This window comes from Streptomyces sp. PTY087I2, assembly GCF_001687325.1.
In the GTDB taxonomy this organism is placed as follows: domain Bacteria; phylum Actinomycetota; class Actinomycetes; order Streptomycetales; family Streptomycetaceae; genus Streptomyces.
Genome location: NZ_LZRD01000020.1, coordinates 87,765 through 113,436 on the forward strand (window position 1 = coordinate 87,765; position 25,672 = coordinate 113,436).

General features: G+C 71.3%; 23 protein-coding genes and 1 pseudogene. 13 read left to right on the forward strand and 11 right to left on the reverse strand.

Annotation, left to right across the window (positions count from 1 at the left end):
* Positions 1-272 precede the first annotated feature (272 nt).
* On the reverse strand, positions 273-908 hold the full coding sequence (locus A3Q37_RS22780; protein ID WP_065487485.1) for a DUF2017 domain-containing protein: 636 nt from the start codon (positions 906-908) through the stop codon (positions 273-275).
* Between the two features lie 82 nt (positions 909-990).
* Positions 991-1,308, reverse strand: a complete 318-nt coding sequence (gene clpS, locus A3Q37_RS22785) for an ATP-dependent Clp protease adapter ClpS (protein ID WP_065487486.1) — start codon at positions 1,306-1,308, stop codon at positions 991-993.
* Positions 1,309-1,387: 79 nt separating this feature from the next.
* Between clpS and A3Q37_RS22790 the strand changes: the two genes are divergently transcribed.
* Entirely contained in the window at positions 1,388-2,716 is a 1,329-nt protein-coding gene (locus A3Q37_RS22790) for a nicotinate phosphoribosyltransferase (protein WP_065487487.1), read from the forward strand.
* Between the two features lie 404 nt (positions 2,717-3,120).
* Complete coding sequence (locus tag A3Q37_RS22795; RefSeq protein ID WP_065487488.1) at positions 3,121-3,711, forward strand: nicotinamidase; 591 nt, start codon at positions 3,121-3,123, stop codon at positions 3,709-3,711.
* Positions 3,712-3,742: 31 nt separating this feature from the next.
* Here A3Q37_RS22795 and A3Q37_RS22800 read toward each other — a convergent pair whose 3' ends face one another.
* Both A3Q37_RS22800 and A3Q37_RS22805 read right to left on the reverse strand, forming a co-directional pair.
* A complete protein-coding gene (locus A3Q37_RS22800) occupies positions 3,743-4,171 on the reverse strand; it encodes a hypothetical protein (RefSeq protein ID WP_065487489.1) in 429 nt (142 codons plus the stop codon).
* A gap of 124 nt (positions 4,172-4,295) precedes the next feature.
* Positions 4,296-6,698, reverse strand: a complete 2,403-nt coding sequence (locus A3Q37_RS22805; protein WP_079137937.1) for an immune inhibitor A domain-containing protein — start codon at positions 6,696-6,698, stop codon at positions 4,296-4,298.
* A gap of 427 nt (positions 6,699-7,125) precedes the next feature.
* Between A3Q37_RS22805 and A3Q37_RS22810 the strand changes: the two genes are divergently transcribed.
* Positions 7,126-7,455, forward strand: a complete 330-nt coding sequence (locus A3Q37_RS22810) for a hypothetical protein (protein WP_065487490.1) — start codon at positions 7,126-7,128, stop codon at positions 7,453-7,455.
* A gap of 10 nt (positions 7,456-7,465) precedes the next feature.
* Here A3Q37_RS22810 and A3Q37_RS22815 read toward each other — a convergent pair whose 3' ends face one another.
* Both A3Q37_RS22815 and A3Q37_RS22820 read right to left on the reverse strand, forming a co-directional pair.
* Entirely contained in the window at positions 7,466-8,134 is a 669-nt protein-coding gene (locus tag A3Q37_RS22815; protein ID WP_065487491.1) for an RDD family protein, read from the reverse strand.
* A 171-nt stretch (positions 8,135-8,305) separates the two neighbouring features.
* Positions 8,306-9,829 carry an RDD family protein gene (locus A3Q37_RS22820; protein ID WP_065487492.1) on the reverse strand — a complete coding sequence of 508 codons (1,524 nt, stop codon included), beginning with the start codon at positions 9,827-9,829 and terminating at the stop codon, positions 8,306-8,308.
* 282 nt (positions 9,830-10,111) lie between these two features.
* Here A3Q37_RS22820 and A3Q37_RS22825 point away from each other — a divergent pair, with 282 nt between their 5' ends.
* Complete coding sequence (locus A3Q37_RS22825; RefSeq protein WP_065487493.1) at positions 10,112-10,594, forward strand: SsgA family sporulation/cell division regulator; 483 nt, start codon at positions 10,112-10,114, stop codon at positions 10,592-10,594.
* Positions 10,595-10,616: 22 nt separating this feature from the next.
* Here A3Q37_RS22825 and A3Q37_RS22830 read toward each other — a convergent pair whose 3' ends face one another.
* Positions 10,617-11,984, reverse strand: a complete 1,368-nt coding sequence (locus tag A3Q37_RS22830; RefSeq protein ID WP_065487494.1) for an FAD-binding oxidoreductase — start codon at positions 11,982-11,984, stop codon at positions 10,617-10,619.
* 98 nt (positions 11,985-12,082) lie between these two features.
* On the opposite strand from A3Q37_RS22830, the gene A3Q37_RS22835 reads away from it, so the two are divergent.
* Positions 12,083-13,750: a lipopolysaccharide assembly protein LapB gene (locus A3Q37_RS22835; RefSeq protein WP_065487545.1), complete on the forward strand. Its 1,668-nt coding sequence runs from the start codon at positions 12,083-12,085 to the stop codon at positions 13,748-13,750.
* Between the two features lie 84 nt (positions 13,751-13,834).
* On the opposite strand, the gene hppD is transcribed toward A3Q37_RS22835, so the two are convergent.
* Positions 13,835-14,980, reverse strand: a complete 1,146-nt coding sequence (gene hppD / locus A3Q37_RS22840; protein ID WP_030591796.1) for a 4-hydroxyphenylpyruvate dioxygenase — start codon at positions 14,978-14,980, stop codon at positions 13,835-13,837.
* Positions 14,981-15,102: 122 nt separating this feature from the next.
* Between hppD and A3Q37_RS22845 the strand changes: the two genes are divergently transcribed.
* From A3Q37_RS22845 to A3Q37_RS22880, 8 genes and pseudogenes are all read left to right on the forward strand, one after another.
* Positions 15,103-15,576 carry an Lrp/AsnC family transcriptional regulator gene (locus A3Q37_RS22845; protein WP_032785294.1) on the forward strand — a complete coding sequence of 158 codons (474 nt, stop codon included), beginning with the start codon at positions 15,103-15,105 and terminating at the stop codon, positions 15,574-15,576.
* A gap of 43 nt (positions 15,577-15,619) precedes the next feature.
* On the forward strand, positions 15,620-16,267 hold the full coding sequence (locus tag A3Q37_RS22850) for an ABC transporter permease (protein ID WP_065487495.1): 648 nt from the start codon (positions 15,620-15,622) through the stop codon (positions 16,265-16,267).
* Positions 16,260-17,525 (forward strand): betaine/proline/choline family ABC transporter ATP-binding protein, encoded by a 1,266-nt coding sequence (locus A3Q37_RS22855; protein WP_065487496.1) that lies wholly within the window; start codon positions 16,260-16,262, stop codon positions 17,523-17,525. The genes A3Q37_RS22850 and A3Q37_RS22855 overlap by 8 nt, the downstream gene beginning before the upstream one ends.
* Complete coding sequence (locus A3Q37_RS22860; protein WP_065487497.1) at positions 17,522-18,391, forward strand: ABC transporter permease; 870 nt, start codon at positions 17,522-17,524, stop codon at positions 18,389-18,391. Before A3Q37_RS22855 ends, A3Q37_RS22860 begins: the two co-directional genes overlap by 4 nt.
* Positions 18,392-18,393: 2 nt before the next feature.
* Positions 18,394-19,368 (forward strand): glycine betaine ABC transporter substrate-binding protein, encoded by a 975-nt coding sequence (locus tag A3Q37_RS22865; protein WP_065487498.1) that lies wholly within the window; start codon positions 18,394-18,396, stop codon positions 19,366-19,368.
* Between the two features lie 76 nt (positions 19,369-19,444).
* Positions 19,445-20,080, forward strand: coding sequence for a transcriptional regulator (locus A3Q37_RS22870; protein WP_065487499.1), 636 nt, complete (start codon positions 19,445-19,447; stop codon positions 20,078-20,080).
* 46 nt (positions 20,081-20,126) lie between these two features.
* Positions 20,127-20,327, forward strand: coding sequence for a hypothetical protein (locus A3Q37_RS22875; protein ID WP_065487500.1), 201 nt, complete (start codon positions 20,127-20,129; stop codon positions 20,325-20,327).
* Between the two features lie 27 nt (positions 20,328-20,354).
* Positions 20,355-21,742, forward strand: a pseudogene (locus tag A3Q37_RS22880) (MFS transporter).
* Here A3Q37_RS22880 and A3Q37_RS22885 read toward each other — a convergent pair.
* The 3 genes from A3Q37_RS22885 to A3Q37_RS22895 form a co-directional block, all read right to left on the reverse strand.
* A complete protein-coding gene (locus A3Q37_RS22885; RefSeq protein ID WP_065487501.1) occupies positions 21,702-22,490 on the reverse strand; it encodes a S16 family serine protease in 789 nt (262 codons plus the stop codon). The pseudogene A3Q37_RS22880 and the gene A3Q37_RS22885 overlap by 41 nt on opposite strands.
* Positions 22,491-22,733: 243 nt before the next feature.
* Positions 22,734-23,378, reverse strand: coding sequence for an IclR family transcriptional regulator (locus tag A3Q37_RS22890; RefSeq protein ID WP_030591826.1), 645 nt, complete (start codon positions 23,376-23,378; stop codon positions 22,734-22,736).
* Positions 23,379-23,865: 487 nt separating this feature from the next.
* A complete protein-coding gene (locus tag A3Q37_RS22895; protein ID WP_006124907.1) occupies positions 23,866-25,650 on the reverse strand; it encodes a DEAD/DEAH box helicase in 1,785 nt (594 codons plus the stop codon).
* Between the last annotated feature and the right edge of the window lie 22 nt (positions 25,651-25,672).

The window sequence follows — 25,672 nt, forward strand, 5'->3', positions numbered from 1 at the left end:
GATGGAGTGCGACCGGCGTTCGGCCGGTGTGCAGCGCCCCCGGGAAACAGGGGTGGCGTCCCCGGGCGGTCGTGAAGATTTATCACGGCCGTCATGGGACACCGTGGGACATTTTGTGGCGCACATCACAGGCAAAAGGGGATGAAAGGCCCTGCCGGGAACGAATGACCCGAATGACTTGGGGTGATCGTTACTCGGATCTGAGCGTCCGTTGAGCGAACAGGAGCCGCCCACCCGGGCTGGGTGAGCGGCTCCTCTTTTCCGGAGGCTGCCTACGGCATCAGGGTCTCGACCAGGGATTCCTGGAGGGCGCCGAGCCAGAGGTAGGCCATCACCATGGGCTTGCGCGGGTCGGTGTCGGGGAGCCGGTAGAGCGAGCCCTCCTCGCCCTGGTCCTCGTCGGAGACCTCCAACCGGGTGCCGATGGTCAGGCGCAGGTCGTTGAGGGAGCGGAGCCAGCTCAGGCACTCGTCGCCGGTGAGGGTGAGGACGGCACCGCCGTCCGGGGCGGGCGAGAGCGCGTCCAGGGTGCGAACGACGGCGAGGGCGTCGTCGCGCTTGCCGGAGCGCAGGTCCATCTCGGTGAACCGGCGGAACTCGGCGGACCGCTCGCGCAGCTCCTGCTCCTCCTCCGGCTTGCCGGCCCCGGCGGATCCCTCGGGCCCGCCGGGGCCGCCAGGGCCGCCGTAGGCGTCGGGGAAGAGCCGGGCGAGCGCCGGGTCGGTGGGCGGCTTGCTGGGGCCCTCGGCGAAGAGGGCGGCGAGCGGGTCCTCGCCGTCGGCGGGCTGGTCGCCGGGGCCGATCAGCTCCAGCAGCTGGACGGCGAGGGAGCGCAGGATGGAGATCTCGACCTCGTCGAGCGCGACGGCCGCGCCGCCGCCTGGGGTGGCCTCGAAATGGCCGGCCATGGATTCTCCGATGGTGGGTCGAACGGGGCGGGTGGCGGGGCAGAGCCCTGAAAAGGCGGCGGGGCAGGGCCCTGAAGGGTGACTAGTTGCGGTCCTGGGTGAGGGTGGCCCACAGCCCGTAACCGTGCATGGCCTGGACGTCGCGTTCCATCTCCTCGCGGCTCCCGCTGGAGACGACGGCGCGGCCCTTCTGGTGCACGTCCAGCATGAGCCGGTGGGCCTTGTCCTTCGGATAGCCGAAGTAGGCCTGGAAGACATAGGTCACGTAGCTCATGAGGTTGACCGGGTCGTTGTGGACGAGCGTCACCCACGGGACGTCCGGCTCGGGGACCGCGAAGGTCTCCTCGGCCGAATCGGGACGTTCGATCTCTAGCGGGGTAGCAACGCTCACCTGTCCCATGCTGCCACCCGGGCGGGCCCGGCGCACAAACGGACCCCACATCTCGTCACTTTGACGAATAGGGGGTAGCATCCCAGCCATGAACACAGCGGACCTCGGTCGGCGGGTCGGCGTTCCGTCAACCGCGCTCTTCACCGACCAGTACGAACTGACCATGGTGCAGGCCGCCCTCAAGGCCGGCACCGCCGACCGGCACTCGGTCTTCGAGGCGTTCACCCGCCGGCTCCCCGAGGGGCGGCGCTACGGCGTCGTCGCGGGCACCGGACGGGTCCTGGACGCGGTGGAGAACTTCCACTTCGACGACGAGATGATCGGCTTCCTGCGCCAGCAGGAGATCGTCGACGAGCCGACCCTCGAATGGCTGGCGGGCTACCGCTTCAGCGGCGACATCTGGGGCTACCCGGAGGGCGAGGTCTACTTCCCCGGCTCCCCGATCCTGCGCGTGGAGGGGTCCTTCGCCGAGTGCGTGCTGCTGGAGACGGTGATCCTCTCCATCCTCAACCACGACTCCGCGATCGCCGCCGCGGCCTCGCGGATGTCGGCCGCCGCCGGGGGCCGCCGGCTGATCGAGATGGGCGCCCGCCGCACCCACGAGCTGTCCGCGGTCGCCTCGGCCCGTGCCGCGTACGTCGGCGGCTTCGACGCCACCTCCGACCTGGCGGCGGGGTTCCGCTGGGCGATCCCGACGGTCGGCACGAGCGCGCACGCGTTCACCCTGCTGCACGACAGCGAGCGGGACGCGTTCCGGGCGCAGGTGGACTCGCTGGGCCGGGGCACGACGCTGCTGGTCGACACGTACGACGTGACCGAGGCGGTCCGGGCGGCCGTGGAGATCGCGGGGCCCGAGCTGGGCGCCGTACGGATCGACTCCGGGGATCTGCTGCTGGTCGCGCACCGGGTGCGGCAGCAGCTGGACGAGCTGGGGGCGACGGGCACGAAGATCGTGGTGACCTCGGACCTGGACGAGTACGCCATCGCCTCGCTGGCGGCCGCGCCGGTGGACGCGTACGGGGTCGGCACCCAGCTCGTCACCGGGAGCGGGCACCCCACCTGCTCGATGGTCTACAAGCTGGTGGCCCGCGCCGGCTCGGCGGAGCCGGACGCGCCGCTGGTGCCGGTGGCCAAGAAGTCGCTCGGCGCGAAGTCGTCGGTCGGCGGTCGCAAGTGGGCCGCGCGCCGGACCGACGAGCACGGCGTCGCCGAGGCCGAGGTGATCGGCACCGGCCCGGTCCCCGAGGAGCTGGCCGACCGGCAGCTGCTGGCGGAGCTGGTGCGGGGCGGCGAGGTGATCGCCCGGGAGCCGCTGGACACGATCCGGGACCGGCACGTGGCCGCGCGCGCCGGACTGCCGATGTCAGCGATCCAGCTGTCACGGGGCGAGCCGGTGATTCCGACGGAGTACGCCTGAGCCGGGCCTGGCCTGCCCCGGGCGGCCCGCCCGCCCGGACGCCGACCCGGCGGTCCGCCCGGGCGGACCGCCGGAGTCCGGTCCCGGGCCGCCGCCGGGCTGGTCCTGGACCACCGCCCGGCCGGCGGCCGGCCCGGTTACGCCCCGGGTACGCGCCCGGGGCCCGGCCCGCTTGCACGCCCGACGGCCGGACCGGGTACGCGCCGGGGCCGGTCCGGGTACGCCCCGGCCCCCGGACCGGCCCGGTCCGCAACCGGGGGTTTCGCGGACGGGGCTTGATTGTGACGTTCCAGTGCCTAGGCTCGAACCCTCGGCACCCTCCCGGAGACCCCGGGAACCCCGGAGACTCCGGACACCCGGGGCCGCCGGGCCCGCCGCTCCATCCCCACCGAAGGACACCCGCCATGCACCGCGCATTGATCGTCGTGGACGTTCAGAACGACTTCTGCGAGGGCGGCAGCCTCGCGGTGACGGGTGGTGCCGACGTCGCCGCCGCCATCACCGACCTGATCGGTGACGCCCAGCCCGCCTACCGCCATGTGGTCGCCACCCGCGACCACCACATCGACCCGGGCGACCACTTCTCGCCGAACCCGGACTACGTCGACTCCTGGCCGGTGCACTGCGTCGCCGGTACGGAGGGCGTCGGCTTCCACCCGAACTTCGCGCCCGCCGTCGCCTCCGGCGCCATCGACACCGTGTTCGACAAGGGGGCGTACTCGGCCGCGTACAGCGGGTTCGAGGGCTCCGACGAGAACGGGACCGGCCTCGCCCAGTGGCTGCGCGACCGCGAGGTCACCGAGGTCGACGTGGTCGGCATCGCCACCGACCACTGCGTCCGGGCCACCGCGCTGGACGCGGCCCGTGAGGGCTTCGTCACGCACGTACTGCTCGATCTGACCGCGGGCGTCTCCGGGGCCACCACGGAACGGGCCCTGGCGGAGCTGCGTACGGCGGGCGTGAAGCTCTCCGGCACGCCCGTCGTCGCGTCGTAACCCAGTCTCTCGGGCCGAGCCCGTCCGGGCCCTACGCGGCCGGGCGGGCCGGTCCCGCGTACCCGCCGGGGCCCAGCAGCGCCCTGATCGGGTGCCACAGCTCCTGGCACGACGACACCGGTGCGGCCGCCTGATGCCCCAGGGCCGGCGGCCGGACACCGGCCCCGTCCGGCTGCGGGGCGGCCCGCCACAGCAGGCCGTCCGGATGGTGCAGCACCGCCGTGACCTCGTCCGGCGTCGGCGGCCGGTCGTTGCCGCGCAGATAGACCGCCCGCAGCCCCAGATTGCGCAGCCTGGTCAGGGCGCGCGCCCGGTTCGCCGCGTGCACCAGCACCCGTACCGGGGCCCCGGGCCCGGCTCCCGTACCGCCGCAGGATCCCGTGCCGTCGGCCGGTCTGGTGAGGGTCAGGGCGACCACCACCGTGCCGTTCGGCAACCTGCAAAAACCTCCGCCAGCCATGCTCCACGCTCCCCCGTGAGACGTCGTGTCAATAAGGATGTGAACAAGACGCACCTAAACACGATCGGCCGCCGCCCGCTAGAGGGCGACGGCCGATCATGGTTTGACCTGCGGTTTTACTTGATCAGCGGCCCGAGGGGCTGACCAGGACGGTCATGGTCTGACCGTCCAGGGGCTCGTGGACGATGGAGATGCGGGTGTTCGTGTCAGAAACCTTGACACTGCCCGTGGGGTTCTCCTTGTACCAGTAGGTGCCCTTGCGGTCGTCGAAGACCGGGTTGCCCAGGCTGGGCTTGATGTAGAGCGGCACGTCCGCGTTGTGGAGCGTGAAGCCCTTGTTCGGGTACCAGCTGAACGGGGCGTCGAACGGCTGGATCTTGTTGCGCAGGAGCGAGCCGTCCTTCCACTTGAGCGGCTTGGCGTGCGCGTCGATCGGCAGGATCAGACCCTGGCCCGGGTGGACGGAGGTGTTGTTGTCCTTCTGGGAGGTGTCCCAGAGCCAGACCAGCAGACCCGTCTGGTACGCGTAGTGCTCGACCCAGTCCGGACGGGTGGTGGAGAAGCCGAAGTTGTACGGGCCGACCTTCAGCGTCTGGTCGTACGAGACGTACTGGCGGTTCTCCGCGATGTAGTACTGCGGGTAGTCCTGGGTGAAGGACTCGCCGATCCGCGAGAAGCCCTTGGCGGTCCAGCCGTTGTCGTCGCCCTCGGCGTTGTCCGCGAAGAGCTCGGCGCCGTCGGCCGTGATGGTGATCTCGTCGGCCGCGAAGCCCTTGCCGCCCGCGCCGCCGTCCGTCTGGTAGCGGAAGCGGAGGTCGATCTTCTTGCCCGCGTAGGCGTCCAGCGGGAAGGAGAGCTTCTTGTAGTCGCCCGAGACGTCGGTCAGGGCCGGCTTGTCACTGGCGTCGCGCGGGATGGCCTTGCCGTCGGCGGTGCCGTCGAGCGCGGTCCAGCTGGTGCCGCCGTTGTCGGACACCTCGGTGTAGAGGTAGTCGTAGTCGGCCTCGATGTCGTACCAGCCCGAAAGGTCCAGCGTGGCCTTGGACTTGCCGGTCAGGTCGACCGAGCGGGTCAGGGTGTTCGACAGGTCGTCGCCCATGTCGCTCCACCACTGCTTCGAGCCCTCGGCGGGCTTGACGACGGTGGTGGTGACGGCCTTCTCCGGCAGCTCGACGACGAGTGCCTGCGGGTTCTTGGTGTTGTACTCCGAGACGCCCAGCTTGTGCAGCGAGGTCTTGCCGGCCTTGGCCTTGTCGTAGTCGAGCCAGCCGAGCTGGAGCTTGTCCCACGAGGTCATGTCGCCGGGCAGGTCGCCGATCTCGCCCTTGCCGGTGCCGAGCCAGGAGCCCGCCGACATCAGGGACCAGAAGCCGACCGAGTTCTCGCCGCCGCCGGAGGTGTCGTACAGGTCCGGCAGACCGAGGTCGTGAGCGTACTCGTGGGCGAAGACGCCCAGTCCGCCGTTCTCGGGCTGGACGGTGTAGTCGCCGACCCAGATGCCCGTGTCGCCGATCTGGGCGCCACCGGCCTTGTTGTTCTCGGGGCCGGTCGCACCGGCGTTGGTGCCGTACGCGTACCAGCGGTGCGCCCAGATGGCGTTCTCGCCCTCGGCGCCGCCGCCGGCCGACTCGTCCTCGCCGGCGTGGACCAGCTGGAAGTGGTCGATGTAGCCGTCGGGCTCGTTGAAGTTGCCGTCGCCGTCGTAGTCGTAGCGGTCCCACTGGTCGTACTCGGCCAGGTTCGCCTTGATCTCGGCGTCGGTGCGGCCCTTGGCCTTCTGGTCGGCGACCCAGGCGTTCACACCGTCGCGGACCGCGTCCCACACGTTGGCGCAGTTGGACTGGCCGCAGTAGTTGGAGCCGTAACGGGCCTCGTTGTAGGGGACCTTGACCCAGTCGGAGACCTCGCCCTCGACCGAGTAGCGGCCCGAGGAGGTCTTCTCGTAGTAGGTCTTGAGCGAGTTGACGCCCTTGCCCTCGCCGAAGTAGAGCTCCTGGAAGTGCTCCTGGTTGTAGTCGGACTTCCAGGCGGTGCTGTTGTCCTTCTTCGGGTCCGGCTTGGCGATCTCGTTGTGCGCCGGGCCCGGGGTGCCGCCGTACTTCTTGACGGGCGGCTTGGGACCGTCGCCGTCCGGGTCGTACATCGTGGTGTCGTCGACCTCGTCGCCGAACTCCAGCAGGATGGTGAAGATCTTGTCGGTCTTCTCCCGGCCGAGCTCCACGTACTTCTTGTCGCCGAGCTTGACGACCTTGGAGCCGCTCTTGTTCGCCACCTTCTTGTCCCCGGCCAGCACCTGCTCCAGCGCGGCCTCGCGCTGGGCGGCCTGCTGCTCGCTGAAGGGGCCCTCCAGGTTGTGCTCCACATGCCCCTTGGCCGGCGCCGGGTCACGGCGGTCGACGGTGGAGACACCGGAACCTGATGAGCTGTCATGCGCCTGGGCGGTGGCGAAGGTCGACGCCGTCGCAGCGGTCGCGGCCATGGCCACGACAACGGCGGCGGCGCGAAGCGCCCGTCTCTGATTGGTCACTTGAAGCAGTCCTCCCCGGGCGTCCGCGCAGCGGCCAGGGGGGTATGGAGAGGGCCGCGCGCGTAAACGCGTCACAAGTGACGACATTCGATCGGAGTTATGAGAGAAAAGACAGACCTTGACTTGAACAGGCCAAGTGCACTATGCGGAGTGGTCTTCCGGTATACGGACGGTATGAGAAGGGCATGGGAACGGCAAAGGAACGGCGACCGGCCCGGATCCGTCCGGCCGGACGCTCCAACAGGCGCGCCACGCTGTCCGGTTGGTGAGAGCCGTGACTCCGTGCGCCCCCAGTGCACCGGTACCGTGTGTTAGGTCACGCTTACCACCGGTCCCGGTCGGGCATCCACCGTCGTAGGGTCGTTCGGCGTGCACGACCGCGCCCAACGCCGCCCGCCCATCCGACGTCCCGAGGACGGAATACGTCATGCCGCGTCCGACTGCCGCACAGTTCGCCTACGGTTCGGCCACCGTCGTCGCAACGACGCTCGCCCTGCTGCTGCTGTTCCGCACGGAGTCCGGCGTGGGCGTGGCCGCCGCCGGCACGATCGCGCTGGCCCTCGGCCTCCTGGTCGCCGTACGCCTGCCGCTCCCCGGCCACCGGACGGCGGAGGGGACCGGACGGACCACGACCGCCTCGGCCGCCGCCCGGACGCACCACGCCCTGGAGGGCATCGGGGCCGGGGAGCGGGTTCCGGCGGCGCGTTCGTCCGCGCGTCCGGCGGCGCGGGCCGGCCAGCACTCGCTGCGCCGCTGACCGGAGACCGCTAACGGGCCACCACGACGACGGTCTTGGCCGCCTTGTCCTGGAGCCCCTGCCGGTAGGGCTTGTCGGTGAACATCAGCACGATGTTGATCAGCCACCACAGGCACGGGCAGCAGAGCAGCGCCGGGGCCCACAGCACGACCGCCCGCATCAGCGCCGCGCCGGTGTCGGGCACCCGCCCGTCGTTGAGCATCGCCACGCGCAGCTTCAGCAGCCGCTTGCCCAGCGTGCGGCCGTCCTTGTGGGTGAAGTAGGTGTCGTAGGCGACGTAGACCACCAGGCCGATGATCGACCAGAGCAGCTGGTGCCCGCTGTACCCGCTGGCGACCGCGTCGCCGAACCCGTCGTCACCGTCCCCGTTGACGTCGACCGCGCCGCCCCAGGGCAGCGAGATCAGATACAGCGGGATCGAGATGATGAGGAAGTCGATGAGCCGCGCCAGGATCCGCTTGCCCGGCTCGGCGAGCGGCGGCATCCCGGCGAGCGGATCGGGCGCCCCGAACCCGCCGCCGCTGCCGTACGGATCGTTCGGCGGGGGCGGCGGCGGAGGGGGCGGCGGAGCACTGCCGTACGGCTGACCGTCGGACGGCGGCGGGGGCTCCTGCGGCTTCTTGAGGAACGGATCGTCGTCCTCGGGCGGCTGGCCGGGCGTCGGCTGGTCGTTGCTCATGGGGGCAGTGCATCCCGCACCACCGGGGCCCGCAACGGCTCAGGGGCGTTCGGGGGACACGGGGCGGCATACGAGTCTAGACCGGCATGTCGCCGTCCGCCCGGCCAGCTTTTCCGATAAGTGAGCGGCGGAACGCGGTTCGCCAGCCCCGCTCAGCCGGGCTCGGCCCGCTCAGCCGGCCACGAACGTACGGGCGGCCTTGTCGTGCCAGCACTGGCGCCACGGGCGGTCGAACAGGCACCAGAGGACGTTGACCACACCGAGGACGAGCAGCCCCAGCACGCCGTAGACGAGCCAGCGGCGCAGGGCCGCTCCCAGGGACGGGGTGTCATGGGACTCGATGTCCCGTACGTCGAGCCCGAAGAGCTTCTTGCCCAGCGTCCGGCCCCACTTGGCCGTCGGCAGGGCCTCCAGGAGGAAGCCGAGGAGCAGGAACGCGGCGAGCAGCGCCCCCAGCAGGGCCCCGGTGGTGGAGTCCAGCAGCCAGACGGTGACGGTCTCCCCCGTCTCCTTCGCCGCGGTGATCTTCCGGTCGATGTGGTCGAGCGCCCGCACCGACAGCGGGACGGCCACCGCCCCGACGACCGCGCCGAGCACGAGGTTGTCGACGAGCCGGGCGGCGAACCGCTTGCCGAGCCCGGCGGGGCGGGCGGAAGCCTGGTTGCGGGCGAGTTGCTGGAAGGGGTCGTCGACCGGCGGCTTCCACGGCACGACGGGCTGGTCCGCGCCCGCCGCCGGTCCCTGCTGCTGGTGGGGCAGCTGCTGCTGCGGTTCGGGCTGGGCGAGTCGGTGGACCTGCTGCGCCCAGGAGGCCGAGCCGCCGCCCGGACCGGGCGTCAGGGGCGTGTGCAGGGCCGCCGACGGCCCGGGGTCGGGGGACGGCGTGGTTACGGGGGTGGGGGCGGGAGCCGGGGCGGGCGCGGGAGCCGACGGCTGAGCCTGCGCCGAGAGGGCGTGGGGCGTCGGGGCCTGCGCGAGGCTGTTCTGCGCCGGGCTCACGTTCGGCGCCGTACTCACGTTCTGCGCCGGGCTCACGTTCTGCGGCCCCTGCGGCGTAACGGCGTTCGACGGGGCCGGACCGGGCGGTACGTCACCGGCCGCCGGGGCGCCGCCCCGTACCGCGTTCGACCGGGGTCCCACCGCGCGGATCGTGACCGTCCCGTCCGTCGGAGGACGTACCCCGGACTCCTCGGCGGGCCGGCCGCCGCCCTCCCGCATCCCCGGCAGCGCGCCGCCGGTCGGGTCCTGGGCCAGCGGCGCCCTCGGGTCGGCCGGCGGCGACGGGTGCCCGGGACCGGGGCCCGCGGGCTCCTGGGCCGGTCCGCCCCACTCGACCCGGCGGTCCCGTTCGCCGCCGAACCCGTTCTGGCGCGCGGCGTCCGCCTGCCAGACCGACGCGCCGTCAGCGGGCCCCGCGGCGGGTGCTCCGGAGCCGGGCGGGGCCCCCTCGCCGCCCTGGAGGCCCTCCTCCTCGTCGAAGAAGATCGGCCCGGTCTCCTCCACCGGCGCACTCTGCGCACCGGCCGCCGGGGCGGGGGCGGTCGCGGCCGGTCCGGTCTGCCCGGGCGCGGGCCGGCTCGTACCGGGGACCCAGGAGGCGCCGTTCCAGTACCGGACGTAGCCGGGGATGGAGGGGTCGGGGTAGTAGCCCTCGCGGGGGCTTTCGTCACCGGGTGCCGGAGTTGGCGCGCTCATCAGCGGGTCCCGTATCTCTTCGAGGCCTCAGGCCGTCCCCGCCGGGCGGGCGGACGGCCTCAATACAAGGGTCCACATCTATCAGACAGCCGCCCGCCCCCGGGCCCGTCCACCTGTTTGGGCCCCCTTTCGAGACGGGTTGCGGGACGGGTTCGGGACGGCTTTCGGAACTGCCCGAAGTTTTTTCCCGAAGTCGCGTAATAGGTGGCGGGGAGGGCGCTCTCTCCTTGTGCGGGACGGTCACGGGACCGGCCCATGAGCACCGGAAGGTCGTGCATTTCGATGATGAGCATCGTGGAACGTGAGCTGGAGCTGAAGCTGGTCCTGTCCCCCGAGCGGTCCATCCCGGTGCCCGCCCGGCTGACGTACCGCACGAACGACCCGTACGCCGTGCACATCGCCTTCCACATCGGCTCCGAGTCGCCCGTGCACTGGACGTTCGCCCGGGAGCTGCTGGTGGAGGGCGTGTTCCGGCCGTGCGGGCACGGGGACGTGCGGATCTGGCCGACGAAGGTCGCGGGCCGCAGCGTCATCTGCGTGGCCCTCACGTCCCCCGACGGCAACGCCCTGCTGGAGGTGCCGTCGGCCGCCGTGGCCGCCTGGGTGGAGCGGACCCTGCGGGTGGTTCCGCCGGGCACCGAGAGCGACCGGCTCGGGATGGACGAGGCGCTGGCGGAGCTGCTGGCCCCGCTGCCGGCCGACGACCTGTGGCTGAGCGACCCGTGGGCGGCGGACGAGTCGCCGTCCCAGGACGGTGAGGCGTGAGGGCCTCCCCGAGAAGCGGGGATCAGAAGAGCTTGCCGGGGTTGAGGAGACCGAGCGGGTCGAAGGCGGCCTTGATGGAACGCTGGAGTTCGACGCCGGTCTCCCCCAGTTCGCGGGCGAGCCACTCCTTCTTGAGGACCCCGACGCCGTGTTCGCCGGTGATGGTTCCGCCGAGTTCGAGACCGAGCGCCATGATGGCGTCGAAGGACTCGCGGGCCCGGCGGGACTCGTCGGGGTCCTGGGGGTCGAAGCAGACGACGGGGTGGGTGTTGCCGTCGCCCGCGTGGGCGCAGACGCCGATGGTGAGGTCGTACGCGTCGGCGATGGCCGCCGTGCCCGCGAGCATCGCGCCGAGCTGCGAGCGCGGTACGCAGACGTCGTCGATCATCGTGGCGGGTTTGACGGTCTCCAGGGCGGTGAGGGACATGCGGCGGGCCTGGAGGAGGAGTTCGGACTCGGCCGGGTCGTCGGCGGGGACCACCTCGGTGGCCCCGGCGGCGGTGCACAGCTCGCCGACGGCGGCGAGGTCGGCCGACGGGTCCGGGGTGTCGAAGGCGCAGAGGAGCAGCGCCTCGGTGGTCTCGGGCAGGCCCATGGAGGCCATCGCGTTGACGGCACGCACGGTCGTACGGTCCATCAGTTCGAGGAGTGACGGGGTGTGACCGCGCTCCATGATCCGGCACACGGCGTCACAGGCGGTGGCCGCCGAGGGGAACTCGGCGGCGAGGACGAGCTGCTGCGGCGGCTGCGGTTTGAGCGCGAGGACGGCCTTGACGACGATCCCGAGGCTGCCCTCGGAGCCGACGAAGAGCCGGGTCAGGTCGTACCCGGCGACGCCCTTGGCGGTGCGGCGGCCGGTGGTCAGGAGCCGCCCGTCGGCGAGGACGACCTCCAGGCCCAGCACGTATTCGGCGGTGACCCCGTACTTCACGCAGCACAGGCCGCCGGACGCGGTGCCGATGTTGCCGCCGATGGTGCACATCTCCCAGCTGGAGGGGTCCGGCGGGTAGTACAGACCGTGTTCGTTCACCGCGCGTGAGAGCACCGCGTTGACGACGCCCGGTTCGACGACGGCGATCCGGTCGACCGGGCTGATCTCCAGGATCCGGTCCATCTTCACCAGGGAGAGCACGATGCAGCCGTCCGAGGCGTTGGCCGCGCCGGACAGGCCGGTACGGGCGCCCTGCGGGACGACGGGGACGCGCAGCGCGGTGGCGGTGCGCATGACGTGCTGGACCTGCTCGACCGTGCGCGGGAGCACCACGACGGCCGGGGTGCCGGCCTCGCAGAAGCTCGCCATGTCGTGGGCGTAGGACGCGGTGACGTCCGGATCGGTGATCAGCGCCTCGGGAGGCAGTCCCGCGCGCAGCCGTTCGAGGAGATCGCTCATGATCCAAGCGTGTCACCCGGGGCCAATGGTGTGAACCCGTGGGCGGGGGGCGATCCCAAGGCGCGGTGTGCTCGTATGACTGACGCAGAGTGATGGCCATGGATGTCATGCCGCAGCAGGACCCGGACTCCGGCCGGACGCCCGAGCCGTCCCCGCCGGACCCTTACGCGATGCCCGCCGAAGGCGCCACCGCGCTGCCCCCGCCGCCGCCCACCCTGCGGACGACGCTGCGCCGGGCCGCGGTCGGCGCGGTGGCCGCCGGGGTGCTGCTGGCCGGGGCGCTGGTGGCGGTGGACGACGGGGACGAGCGGCCGAAGGAGCCGGGCCCGGTCGAGCGGGCCGAGGCGGCGGCGACCGCGGGGTCCCCGGCCTCGCTCTCGGACCTCACCGCGCTGATCGGGGACCGGCAGAAGTGGGTGGAGTCGCACCCGAAGGACGCCCCGTCCCTGGCGACGCTCGGTACGGCGTACGTGGAGTGGGCGCGGCGTTCGGCGGACACGGCGTACTACGCCCGGGCCGAAGAGGCCCTGAAGCGTTCGCTGGAGGCGCAGCCGGGCGAGCGCGGGAACGGGGAGGCGTGGGTGGGTCTGGCGGCCCTGGCCAACGCCCGGCACGACTTCCTCGCGGGGAAGCGGTGGGGCGAGACGGTGAAGAAGCAGCAGCCGAGTACCTGGAGCGTGTACCCGGTCCTCATCGACGCCTACACCGGGCTCGGCGACCGGAAGGCGGCGACCGCGGCGACGGAGAAGTTCGCCGAGCTGCGCAAGGGCGTTCCCGCGCTGGCCCGCACCGCCGACCTCTACCGGGGCAACGGCTGGCGCGAGGACGCGCTGGCCGCCGCCCGGGAGGCGGCGGACCGGGCGACGCAGCCCGCCGAGAAGGCCGAGGCGCTGCACCGGCTCGGCGAGCTGGCCTGGGAGCGGGGCGAGCCGGAGGAGGCGGTGGCGCAGTTCGACGCGGCGCTGCGCACGGACGCCGGTCAGCACGCCTCGCTGGCGGGCCGGGCCCGGGCCCTGGCGGCACTGGACCGCACCGACGAGGCGGTGGCCGCGTACCAGCGGGCGCTGGAACAGCTTCCGCGCCCGCAGTACGCGCTGGAGCTGGGCGAGCTGTACGCGTCGCTGGGGCTGGACGGGGACGCCCGCACCCAGTACGCGAAGCTGCGGGAGATGGTGGCCGCGGCGAAGAAGGACGGGGTCGACGAGTCCCTGGTGCTGGCCCGGTTCGAGGCCGACCACGGGGACCCGGAGGCGGCGGTGGAGCTGCTGCGGGCCCAGTGGCGGGGGCAGCACCGCAGCGCGGCGGTGGCGGACGCGCTGGGCTGGGCGCTGCACCGGGCGGGCAAGTCGGAGGAGGGCCTGGAGTACGCGCAGCGGGCCGCCGACACGGGCGTGCGGAACGCCTCGTACGCGTACCACCTCGGCGCGATCCAGCGGGAGCTGGCGGACTACGGTCCGGCGCGCCGGAATCTGGAGCAGGCCGTGCGCACCAACCCGGCCTTCTCGCCGCTCGCCGCGCCGCTGGCGCGGGAGGCGCTGGACGCGCTGGGCGAGCCGCCGCCGGGCGGACCGGGCGATATGCAGCCGCCGCCTCCGCCGTCGGCCCCGGAGCCGAAGCCGGAACAGGAGCCGACGCGGGAGCCGAAGCCGGAGCAGGAGAAGAAGCCCGAGGCCCCGGCCCCGGCTCCGTCCCGTACGGCCGCCGAGACGTCCCCGTCGCCCACCGGGTCACCCTCCACAGCGCCCTCCGAGTCGAAGAGTCCGTGAAGCGGAAGCCGTGAACGGCGAACGCCGCCGCGGTCCGGGGTACTGCCCCGGGCCGCGGCGGCGTTCTGCCCCCGTCCGCGCAGGTCAGAGGTTGCCGCGCTTCTCCTGCTCGCGCTCGATCGCCTCGAACAGGGCCTTGAAGTTGCCCTTGCCGAAGCCCATGGAGCCGTGGCGCTCGATCATCTCGAAGAAGACGGTCGGGCGGTCCTGGACCGGCTTGGTGAAGATCTGGAGCAGGTAGCCGTCCTCGTCGCGGTCGACGAGGATCTTCAGCTCGCGCAGGGTCTCGACCGGCACCCGGGTCTCGCCGGCCCACTCGCCGAGGGTGTCGTAGTACGAGTCGGGGGTGTCCAGGAACTGCACACCGGCGGCGCGCATCGAGCGGACCGTGGAGACGATGTCGTTGGTGGCGAGCGCGATGTGCTGGACGCCCGCGCCGCCGTAGAACTCCAGGTACTCGTCGATCTGCGACTTCTTCTTCGCGATCGCCGGCTCGTTGATCGGGAACTTGACCTTGAGCGTGCCGTCGGCGACGACCTTCGACATGAGGGCGGAGTACTCGGTGGCGATGTCGTCGCCCACGAACTCCTTCATGTTGGTGAAGCCCATGACCTCGTTGTAGAAGCCGACCCACTCGTTCATCCGGCCGAGCTCGACGTTGCCGACGCAGTGGTCGATGGCCTGGAAGGTCCGCTTGGCGGGCGGCTCGACGATCGGCTTGGCCGCGGCGAAGCCGGGGAGGTAGGGGCCGTCGTAGCCGGAGCGCTCCACCAGGGTGTGGCGGGTCTTGCCGTACGTGGCGATGGCGGCGAGGACGACCGTGCCGTGCTCGTCCTTGACCTCGTGCGGCTCGGTGATGCCGCGCGCGCCGTGCTCGACGGCGTACGCGTACGCGGCCCGGGCGTCCGGGACCTCGATGGCGAGGTCGACGACACCGTCGCCGTGCGCGGCGACGTGGTCGGCGAGGAAGGTGCCCCACTCGGTGGAAGCCTTGATCACGGAGGTGAAGACGAAGCGGGCGGCGCCGTTGGTGAGGACGTAACTCGCGGTCTCGCGGCTGCCGTTCTCCGGTCCGGAGTAGGCCACGAGTTTCATGCCGAAGGCGGTCGAGTAGTAGTGCGCGGCCTGCTTGGCGTTGCCCACGGCGAAGACGACCGCGTCCATTCCCTTGACCGGGAAGCGGTCGGCCTGCGCTGCGGTGTCGGGGCTGGTGTGCAGAGTCTCAGTCATGTTCGAAGACTCTCCCCGCATCGCAAGGTGCGCAATAGTTCGCGCAATCACTGGTCAATATGTGCAGTGGATGGCCATGATGGCCGGGCTATCTGTACAGGCTGACCATCGGAGGCGGGCCCATGGCGATCGATCATCTGGACGGCCGGCTCATCGTGCTGCTCGCGCGTGAGCCGCGCATAGGCGTCCTCGAAGCATCCCGGCGGCTGGGGGTGGCGCGCGGGACCGTGCAGGCGCGACTGGACCGCCTTCAGTCGAATGGCGTCATCCGGGGGTTCGGCCCGGACGTGGACCCGGCGGCGCTCGGCTACCCGGTCACCGCGTTCGCCACGCTGGAGATCAAACAGGGCCAAGGGGCCGTCGTACGAGCGCATTTGGGCGGCGTACCGGAGGTGCTGGAGCTGCACACGACCACCGGCCACGGCGACATGCTGTGCCGGCTCGTCGCCCGTTCCAACGCCGATCTTCAGCGGGTGATCGACCGGGTTGTCGGATTTGATGGCATTGTCCGGGCCTCCACGGCGATCGTCATGGAGAACCCGGTTCCGCTGCGGATCATCCCGCTGGTGGAGCAGGCGGCCGAGGACACCGGCTGAGCCCTCGGGCTCGGCGACATCGACGGAGCCGAGGGAGTGCCGTGTGAGCTTCTGGGAGTATCTGAACACCCGCCACCAGCAGCTCCTGACGGACGCGTTCCAGCACGTCAGCGCGGTCTTCCAGTGCATGGTCATCGCCACCCTGCTGGGTGTGGTCATCGGGGTGGTGAGCTACCGCAGCGGCTGGGGCGGTTCGCTGGCCATCACCTCCACGGCGACGATCCTGACCATTCCGTCCCTCGCCGCGATCGGTCTGCTGATCCCGCTGGTCGGCCTGGGTGTCGCCCCGACCGTGATCACCCTGACGCTGTACGGGCTGCTGCCGATCGTCCGTAACTCGATCGTGGGGCTGCGGGGCGTCGATCCGTCGCTGGTCGACGCGGCGACGGGCATCGGGATGTCGCGCACGGCGCGGCTGCTCCGGGTGGAGCTGCCGCTCGCCTGGCCGCCGATCCTGACCGGGATCCGGGTCTCCACGCAGATGCTGATGGGCATCGCCGCCATCGCCGCGTACGCCTCCGGGCCCGGTCTCGGCAACGAGATCTTCCGGGGCATCGCCTCGCTGGGCAGCGCCAACGCGATCAACCAGGTTCTCGCGGGCACGCTCGGCATCGTCATCCTCGCCCTGCTCTTCGACGCCGCGTACGTCCTGCTGGGACGGCTGACCATCCCGAGGGGGATCCGTGCCTGAGACCGAGACCGAGGCCGTGACGGCGGAGGGGACCGCGGCCACCTCCGGGGCCACGATCCAGCTGGAGAACCTCACCAAGAGCTATCCGGGGAACCCGAACCCGGCCGTCGAGAACGTCTCGATGGAGATCAAGGCGGGCGAGACCGTGATCTTCGTCGGCCCGTCCGGCTGCGGGAAGTCCACCACCCTGAAGATGATCAACCGGCTGATCGAGCCGACCTCGGGCCGGATCCGGATCGACGACGAGGACGTCACGGACATCGACCCGGTGAAGCTGCGCCGCAAGATCGGTTACGCGATCCAGTCCTCCGGGCTCTTCCCGCACATGACGGTCGCGGACAACATCGCCCTGGTCCCGAAGATGGTCGGCTGGTCCAAGTCCCGGGTGAAGGACCGGGTGGAGGAGATGCTCGACCTGGTGGGCCTGGACCCGCGCGAGTTCCACGGCCGCTATCCGCGCCAGCTCTCCGGGGGCCAGCAGCAGCGGGTGGGCGTGGCGCGGGCGCTGGCCGCCGACCCTCCCGTACTCCTGATGGACGAGCCGTTCGGGGCGGTCGACCCGATCACCCGCGACCACCTCCAGGACGAGCTGATCCGGCTCCAGCACGAGCTGCACAAGACGATCGTGTTCGTCACCCATGACTTCGACGAGGCGATCAAGCTGGGCGACCGGATCGCCGTGCTGCGGGAGCGGTCGCACATCGCGCAGTTCGACACCCCCGAGGCGATCCTGACCAACCCGACGGACGACTTCGTCTCGGGTTTCGTCGGCGCGGGCGCGGCCCTCAAGCGCCTCAATCTCACGCGCGTACGGGATGTGGGCATCGCGGACTTCCCGACGGTGACGGTCGAGGATCCGCTCCAGACGATCTTCAACAAGCTGCGCAACGGCCCGCACAACGAGCTGCTGATGCTGGACCGCAGGAACCGCCCGTACAAGTGGCTGCGGCGCGGCGATCTGATGCGGGCGCGCGGTTCGCTGGCGCGGGCCGGGCAGCTGGTGCACGACACGGTGACCCGGGACGCCACGCTGCACGACGCGCTGGAGGCGGTGCTCACGGACAGCGGGGGCCGGGTGGCGGTGACCGGGCGGCGCGGCGAGTTCATCGGGGTCGTGGACATGAAGACGCTGATGGACAACGTGCAGGAGCTGCTGGAGGCGGACCGGCTGACCGCGATGGAGCACCAGCACGAGCTGGAGGAGCAGCGCGTCCACCAGACGGAGCAGGAGCTGGAGGGGGGTGGCGGCGGAGTATGAGCCCCAGCCATCAGTCAGGCTCCGGCAAGGGCCCGGCCGCCCCGACCCGGCCGCCGGGCGAACACGACGTCAAGGGCCACGCGTTCCACGACGAGGAGAGCGACCCCTCCCCCGCCCCGGCCACGCCGCAGCGCCGGATCACCTGGCGGAAACTGGTGGTCCTGCCGGCGGTGCTGGCCGTCGTCCTGGTCATCACGTACGTCTGGATCACCAACATCCATCTGGATTCGATCGCGGAGAACTCCCTCTCCGGCGGGAACGTCCAGCTGCGCTGGTGGCAGCACGTACGGCTGACGGCGATCTCGACGTTCTGGGTGCTGATCATCGCGATCCCGCTCGGTATCGCGCTGACCCGGCGGCGGCTGCGGAAGGCGGCCCCGGCGTTCACGGCGCTGGCCAACATCGGGCAGGCGACCCCGGCGATCGGTCTGCTGGCGCTGCTGGTGATCTGGCTGGGCATCGGCCCGCGTACGGCGATCATCGGCATCGTGATCTACGCGGTGCTGCCGGTGCTCTCCAACACGGTGGCGGGCCTGCGCGCGATCGAGCCGAACATGATCGAGGCGGCGCGTGGCATGGGGATGTCCGGCCGGGGCGTCCTGCTGAAGGTGGAGCTGCCGCTCGCGGTGCCGCTGATCCTGGCGGGCGTCCGTACGGCCCTGGTCCTGAACGTGGGCACGGCGACGCTGGCCACGTTCGGCGGGGGCGGCGGGCTCGGCGACCTGATCACCTCGGGGATCCAGACGCAGCGGATGCCGGTGCTGGTCATCGGCTCGGTGCTGACGGTGGTACTGGCGCTGCTGGTGGACTGGCTGGCCTCGCTGGCCGAACTGGCGCTGACCCCGCGCGGGCTGGAGGAGCGGTGAGGATGACGACGTACGGCGTACGGGTCCTGGTTGCCGCGTCCTTGGTGCTGCTGGTGGGCGGCTGCGGGCTCAAGAGCGGTTCCCCGATGGTGGACGACGTGTCGCCGGGGTCGGTCGGGCAGGGCGAGCCGCTGAAGGGCGCGACACTGACGGTGACGTCGAAGAACTTCAGCGAGAACATCATCCTGGGCCAGATGACCGGCCTGGTCTTCAAGGCGGCCGGGGCGGAGGTCCTGGACCGGACGAACCTGCCGGGTTCGATCAGCGCGCGCGAGGCCATCATCAACGGCGACGCCGACGCCCAGTGGGACTACACGGGCACGGGCTGGATCACCTTCCTGGGCCACGCGGACCCGATCGTCGACCCGAAGAAGCAGTACGAGGCGGTACGGGACGAGGACAAGGGCAACGGGGTGATCTGGCTGCCGCCCGCCCCGCTCGACAACACGTACGCGCTGGCGATCAGCAAGAAGAACAACGCGAAGTACCGGCTGAAGACCCTCTCGGACGTGGCCGCCCTCGCGAAGAAGGACCCGGGCGCGGTGACGATCTGCGTGGAGAACGAGTTCGCCTCGCGCGACGACGGACTGCCGGGCATGGAGAAGAAGTACGGGATGAAGATCCCGGCGGGCAACATCCAGAAGATGGACGCCGGAATCATCTACACCCAGGTGTCCGAGTCCAGCTCCTGCCTGCTGGGCGAGGTGTTCACCACGGACGGCCGGATCAAGGCGATGAACCTGGACGTGCTGGAGGACGACAAGCACTTCTTCCCCAACTACAACGCCTCCCCGGTCATCCACGAGGCCACCTTCGAGAAGTACCCGGTGATCGCGGAGCTGCTGGATCCGCTCGCGAAGAAGCTGACGACCGAGGTCGCGCAGACGCTGAACGCCAAGGTGGACGTGGACGGCGAGGATCCGCACGAGGTGGCGAAGGAGTGGCTGGTGGAGGAGGGGTTCATCGAGGAGGGATGAGTTGCAAAGGATCGCTGCAAAGATCTCGTTGCAAAAAAGTGTTGCAAAGTTCCCTTTGCATCTCTACGGTTGAGGCATGCCGGAGAACGAGAACGCCTCTCAGGGCGAGACCGCCCCTCGCCCCTACCACCTGGGCGGCGACGACCGAAAGCTGCACACGGTCGACGCCCGCACCCTGCGCGCCATCGCGCACCCGCTGCGGATCCGCCTGCTGAACGCGCTGCGCGAGTTCGGCCCGGCGACTGCCTCGAAGCTGGGCGAGCGGCTGGGCGAGTCGAGCGGGGCGACCAGCTACCACCTGCGCCAACTGGCCGAGTCCGGACTGGTCGAGGACGCGCCGGAGCTGGGCAAGGGGCGGGAGCGGTGGTGGCGGGCGATCCACGACGGCTCGACCTTCGACAGCGCCCTCTTCCGGACGCACGACGACCCGGAGGTCCGCGGAGCCATCGACGTCGTCCTGCACGAGACGGCCACCACCCACGCCCAGGAGCTCAACACCTGGCTGGGCACGATGGACGAATGGCCGGAGGAATGGCAGGAGAGCTGGGATCTGAGCGACTTCAAGATCCGCCTCACCCCGGAACTCGCCCTGGAACTCTCCCGGAAGATGCACGAGCTCGTGGAGAGCTACCGGGGCACCGTCCCCGAGGGCACCGAGGGCTCGGCCGTCGTCCGCACCCATCTGCACACGTTCCCGCGCCCCTCCGAATGACCGCGCCGCACACCGTAACTCCCCACCGCCTGAAGGGAAGCCCGTTATGCACGCCGACGTCCACCACCTCCTGCACACGGTCACATCCGCCGAACTCCACGCCGCAGCAGGCGAGTTCCGCCTCCCCCGCACCAGTCTGCGCACCCGGGTCGGCTGGACCCTGGTCGAGGTCGGCCTGCGACTGACAACGCAGAGCCGGGAAGCGACCGCGGCCACGCCTCGCGCCACCGCCTTCCATCCGGCGTAACCAACGACTCGGGGGGAGAGAACAACCATGGGGCACCGCACCCCGCTCACCGCGCCACGCTCGCGGCCAACTCCATTTCCACCGCAGGCACTTCACTGACCCTGATCGGCGTCCCCTGGTTCGTCCTGGAGACCACGGGCAGTGCGGGCCGGGCCGGCGTCGTGGCCTTCTGCGCGACCCTGCCGATCGTCGTCGCCGCGCTGATCGGCGGGCCGGTCATCGACCGGTTCGGCCGCCGCCGGACGGCCGTCGTGTCCGACACCGTCTGCGCGGCCGCCATCGCCGCCATCCCGCTGCTGCACTACGCCGGCGTCCTCGACTTCTGGATGCTGTGCGCGCTGATGGCGCTGAACGGCTTCGCCCACACCCCGGGCAACACCGCGCGCTACGTCCTCATCCCGGACCTCGCCGAGCACGCCGGGACCACGCTCGCCCGGGCCGCCAGCCTCTTCGACGCGGTCTCGCGCGGGGCCAGGATGGTCGGCGCGGCGCTCGCCGGGGTGCTCATCGCCTTCGTCGGCGCGGAGTCGGTCCTGCTGCTGGACGCGGCGACGTTCGGGCTGTCCGCCCTGCTGGTCGCCGCAGGGGTACGGGGCATCCGCGCGGCCGAGCCGCGGAAGGCGGAGGCCCCGGTCTCCGTACGCGCCTACGGCACCGAACTCCGCGAGGGTTACGCCCACTTGCTGAGCAACCGGCTGCTGCTGTCGGTCGTGGTCATGGTGATGTTCATGAACGGCACCGACCAGGGCTGGAACGCGGTCCTGCTCCCGGTGCACGCCGAGGGAGAATTGAGCGGCGCGCCCGCCATCGGACTGCTCACCGCGCTGTTCGGCGCGGGCGGGCTGGCCGGGGCGCTGCTGTACGGGGCGGTGGGGCACCGTTTCCCGCGCCGGGCGGTGTTCACGGTGTGCGTGATCCTGTGCGGCGCGCCGAGGTTCCTGGTCGCCGCGGTGACCGGGACGACGCTGCCGCTCGCGGTGACGATGCTGCTCGGCGGGATCGCGGGCGGCGTGCTGAACCCGATCCTGACGACGGTGATCTACGAGCGCGTGCCGGACCGGCTGCGCAGCCGGGTGTCGGGGGCGCTGACGGCGGGCTGCGAGTTCGCGATGCCGCTGGGCGGGCTCGCGGCCGGGCTGCTGGTGGAGGGCGCGGGGGCGACGGGGGCGCTGCTGGCGATGGGCGGGGTCTACTTCCTGGCGACGCTGAGCCCGCTGGTGTTCCCGTCCTGGCGGACGCTGGACGACAAGGCGGCGGAGCCCGTGCAGGACGCGCCGGGCGCGGGGGCGGAGCCCGTACGGGACGCGCCGGGCGCGGGGGCGGAGCCCGTACCGCAGGCGCAGGCGGAGGTACCGGCGCAGGTGCCGCCGGGGGTCAGCAGCTCGGGACCTTCCCGCCCGACTCCAGGGCCTTGAGCGAGCCGACCGCGTCCTTCAGCGTGGAGACGGGCACGATCCGCAGCCCGTCGGGCCGCTCGGCCTCCGCCTGACGGCACTCGGCCTTCGGTACGAGGAAGACGCTGGCCCCGTCGCGATGGGCGCCCTGGACCTTCATGGACACGCCGCCGACCGCGCCGACCTTGCCGTCCGCGGTGATCGTCCCCGTACCGGCGATGGTGCGGCCGCCGGTGAGACCGCCGCCGGAGCCGTTGCCGTCGAGCTTGTCGATGATGCCGAGGGAGAGGAAGAGCCCGGCGCTCGGGCCGCCGATGTCGCCGAGGTCGACTTCCACCCGCATCGACCCGGGCTCGCGGTCCAGGTAGTTCAGGGCGGCGTCGACGGCGACGTTCTGCGACTCCTTCATGTCGTCGAGATTGTGCTTCTCGATCTCCTTCTCGGAGCCGCCGGTGGGGTAGACGGAGTCGCGCGGCATGACGGCCCGGTCGGTCCGGAACCAGCTGTCGAAGACGTCACCGATGCGGACGTCGGCCTTCGGCCCGGTGGCGAGGATCGTCGTCATCCGCAGCTGCCCGTCGGTGGGCCGGGTCTCGGCGCCGGTGATGGTGATCACCGGCCGCCCGTCGTCCTTGCCGAGCACGTCCGCGGTCACCCCGGGCCGCGCCAGGGTGAACGGCAGCGGCGCGAAGGCGGCCGTACCGAACAGGGCGAGGACGGGGAGTGCGCAGAGGGCGAGGACGCGGGGGCGCGAGAGACGAGAGAGCACGCACCCAATCTAACCGCCGCACCACAACGGAAACGCGCCAGGCGTACGCCGCCGGGCACGCTCCGGACCGCGCACGCCCTGGAGGCATACGGGCCGTACGGGCACGGCAGGCGCGGGCACAGGCCGTACGGGCGCGCAGGCACGGGCACGGGCGTGCGGGCACGGGCGTACGGGCGTACGGGCGTACGGGCACGCAAGCGCGGGGACGCAGGCGCGGGCACACGGGCGGGCACCCGCCCCCGCCTACCGCAGCGCGTCCGCCACTTCCCGGGCGGCGTCGAGTACGCGGGGCCCGACCCGTTCCGGTACGGCGTCGGCGAGCATGACGACACCGACGCTGCCCTCGACGCCCGAGACCCCGACCAGCGGTGCGGCCGCCCCGCTGGCGCCGGCTTCGAGTTCGCCGTGGGTGAGGGTGTACCCGGGGTGGCCGGACTCGGTGGCTTGCCGGGCGGACAGGATGGCCCGGCCCGCGGCGCCCCGGTCCAGGGGATGGCGGAAGCCGGCCCGGTAGGCGACGTGGTAGTCGGTCCAGGTGGGCTCGACCACGGCGACCGCGAGGGCGTCGCTGCCGTCGACGAGGGTGAGGTGGGCGGTGGCCCCTATGTCCTCGGCCAGGGAGCGCAGCGCGGGCAGCGCCGCTTCCCGGACGAGCGGGTGCACCTGTCTGCCGAGCCGCAGCACACCGAGGCCGACCCGGGCGCGGCCGCCCAGGTCACGGCGTACCAGGGCGTGCTGCTCCAGGGTGGCGAGCAGCCGGTAGACGACGGTCCGGTTGACCCCGAGCTTGTTGGACAGTTCGGTGACGGTCAGGCCGTGGTCGGTGTCGGCGAGCAGTTTGAGGACGCGCAGTCCTCGGTCGAGCGTCTGGGAAGTCTCCGCTGTCACGACGCCCTCTCCTCTTCGGGGTGAGCGACGACGGCCCTGCTCCGACGGTTGCGACGCCGGTCCCAGCGGCGACGCACGGAGAGGCCGCCGGTCTGGCAAGGAACCGGCTGCGCTCCGCGGCGGCGTTGCCACGGGGCGTTCATATGGCGGGGACAGTAGCGAGCCAGTCCGCTCAGCGGAAGTCCTCGTCCAGAATCCGGTCCCCGGACGCGGAGCCCCGGAACGGCGTGCACATAAGGGCCGGTCAGCGGGACGACGTCCGGAAAGCGAACATCTACGCGCGTTCACGTGTCACGACTCGGCCGGGAGGACACGTCCACGGATGTGAACCATCGTTAACAGTGCGTGAACGGACACCGGAGAAATTTCCCGGGCGCGGGGCCCGGAAACACGGCAGGGACCCCCGGGCACGAGGCCCCGTAACGCCGTCGGCCCGTACGGAGGTTGGGGCCTCCGTACGGGCCGGGGAAGAACGGACGACCTCGGGTCACGTCATCCGCGTCGCCCACTCCTGGACCTTCGCGATCCGGGTCTGGATCTGGTGGGCCGTGGCCTCCGCGCTCGGCGGGCCGCCGCAGACGCGGCGCAGTTCGTTGTGGATCACGCCGTGCGGCTTGCCGCTCTGGTGGGTGTAGGCGGAGACCATCGTGTTGAGCTGCTTGCGCAGGCTCAGCAGCTGCTTGTGCGTGACCACGGGCCGGGCCTCGGCGGGCTTCTCCAGAAGGTCGGCCTCCTCGGCCGGCTTCTGGCGGCTGTGGGCGATCTGCCGGCTCTGCCGCTTCTGGAGGAGCAGCTGCACCTGGTCCGGCTCCAGGAGCCCGGGGATGCCGAGGTAGTCCTGCTCCTCCTCACTGCCCGGGTGGGCCTGCATGCCGAACTCGGCGCCGTCGTACAGCACCCGGTCGAAGACGGCGTCGGACTCCAGCGCCTCGAAGGGCAGCTGGTCCTCGGTCTCCTCGTCCTCCAGCTTCTCGGCGTCGGCGAGGAGCTTGTCCTCCTCCGAGAACGGGTTCTCCTCGTCGCCGCCCTTCTTCGGCTTGTCGAGGACGTGGTCGCGCTCGACCTCCATCTCGTTGGCGAAGTCGAGGAGCATCGGGATGGTCGGCAGGAAGACGGAGGCGGTCTCACCGCGCCGGCGGGAGCGCACGAAGCGGCCGACGGCCTGGGCGAAGAAGAGGGGCGTCGAGATGGTGGTGGCGTACACGCCGACGGCGAGGCGCGGTACGTCGACGCCCTCGGACACCATCCGGACCGCGACCATCCAGCGGGACTCGTCGCCGCTGAACTGGTCGATCTTCTTGGACGCGGCCTTCTCGTCGGAGAGGACCACGGTGGCCGACTCCCCGGTGACCTTTTTCAGGATCTTGGCGTAGGCGCGGGCCGAGTCCTGGTCGGTGGCGATGACGAGGCCGCCCGCGTCGGGGATGCCCTTGCGGACCTCGGTGAGTCGCTTGTCGGCTGCGGCGAGGACGTTGGGGATCCACTCGCCGGTGGGGGCGAGCGCGGTGCGCCAGGCCTGGCCGATGGCGTCCTTGGTCATCGGCTCGCCGAGCCGGGCGGCGATCTCGTCCCCGGCCTTCGTGCGCCAGCGCATGTTGCCGCTGTAGCTGAGGAAGATGACCGGGCGGACGACGCCGTCGGCGAGCGCGTTGCCGTAGCCGTAGGTGTAGTCGGCCGAGGAGCGGCGGATGCCGTCGTTGCCCTCCTCGTACTGGACGAAGGGGATCGGGTTGGTGTCCGACCGGAACGGCGTACCGGTCAGCGCGAGCCGCCGGGTCGCCGGGTCGAACGCCTCCTGGCAGGCCTCGCCCCAGGACTTGGAGTCACCGGCGTGGTGGATCTCGTCGAGGATGACGAGCGTCTTGCGCTGCTCGCAGCGGTTGCGGTGCAGCATCGGGCGGACGCCGACACCGGCGTACGTCACGGCGACCCCGTGGTACTCCTTGCTCAGCGGTCCGGCGCTGTAGTCGGGATCGAGCTTGATCCCTATCCGGGCGGCCGCCTCCGCCCACTGCTTCTTGAGGTGCTCGGTCGGGGCGACGACGGTGACCTGCTGCACGACATGGTGGTGCAGCAGCCACGACGCGAGGGTCAGCGCGAACGTGGTCTTGCCGGCGCCGGGCGTCGCGACGGCGAGGAAGTCGCGCGGCTGCTCCTGGACGTACCTCTCCATGGCGCCTTGCTGCCAGGCTCGCAGCTTGTTGGCGGTGCCCCAGGGGGCACGGCCGGGGAAGGCGGGTGAGAGGTGGTGGGAGGCGGTGGTAGTAGTCACGGTCTCCGGTTCGGGGCTCTCG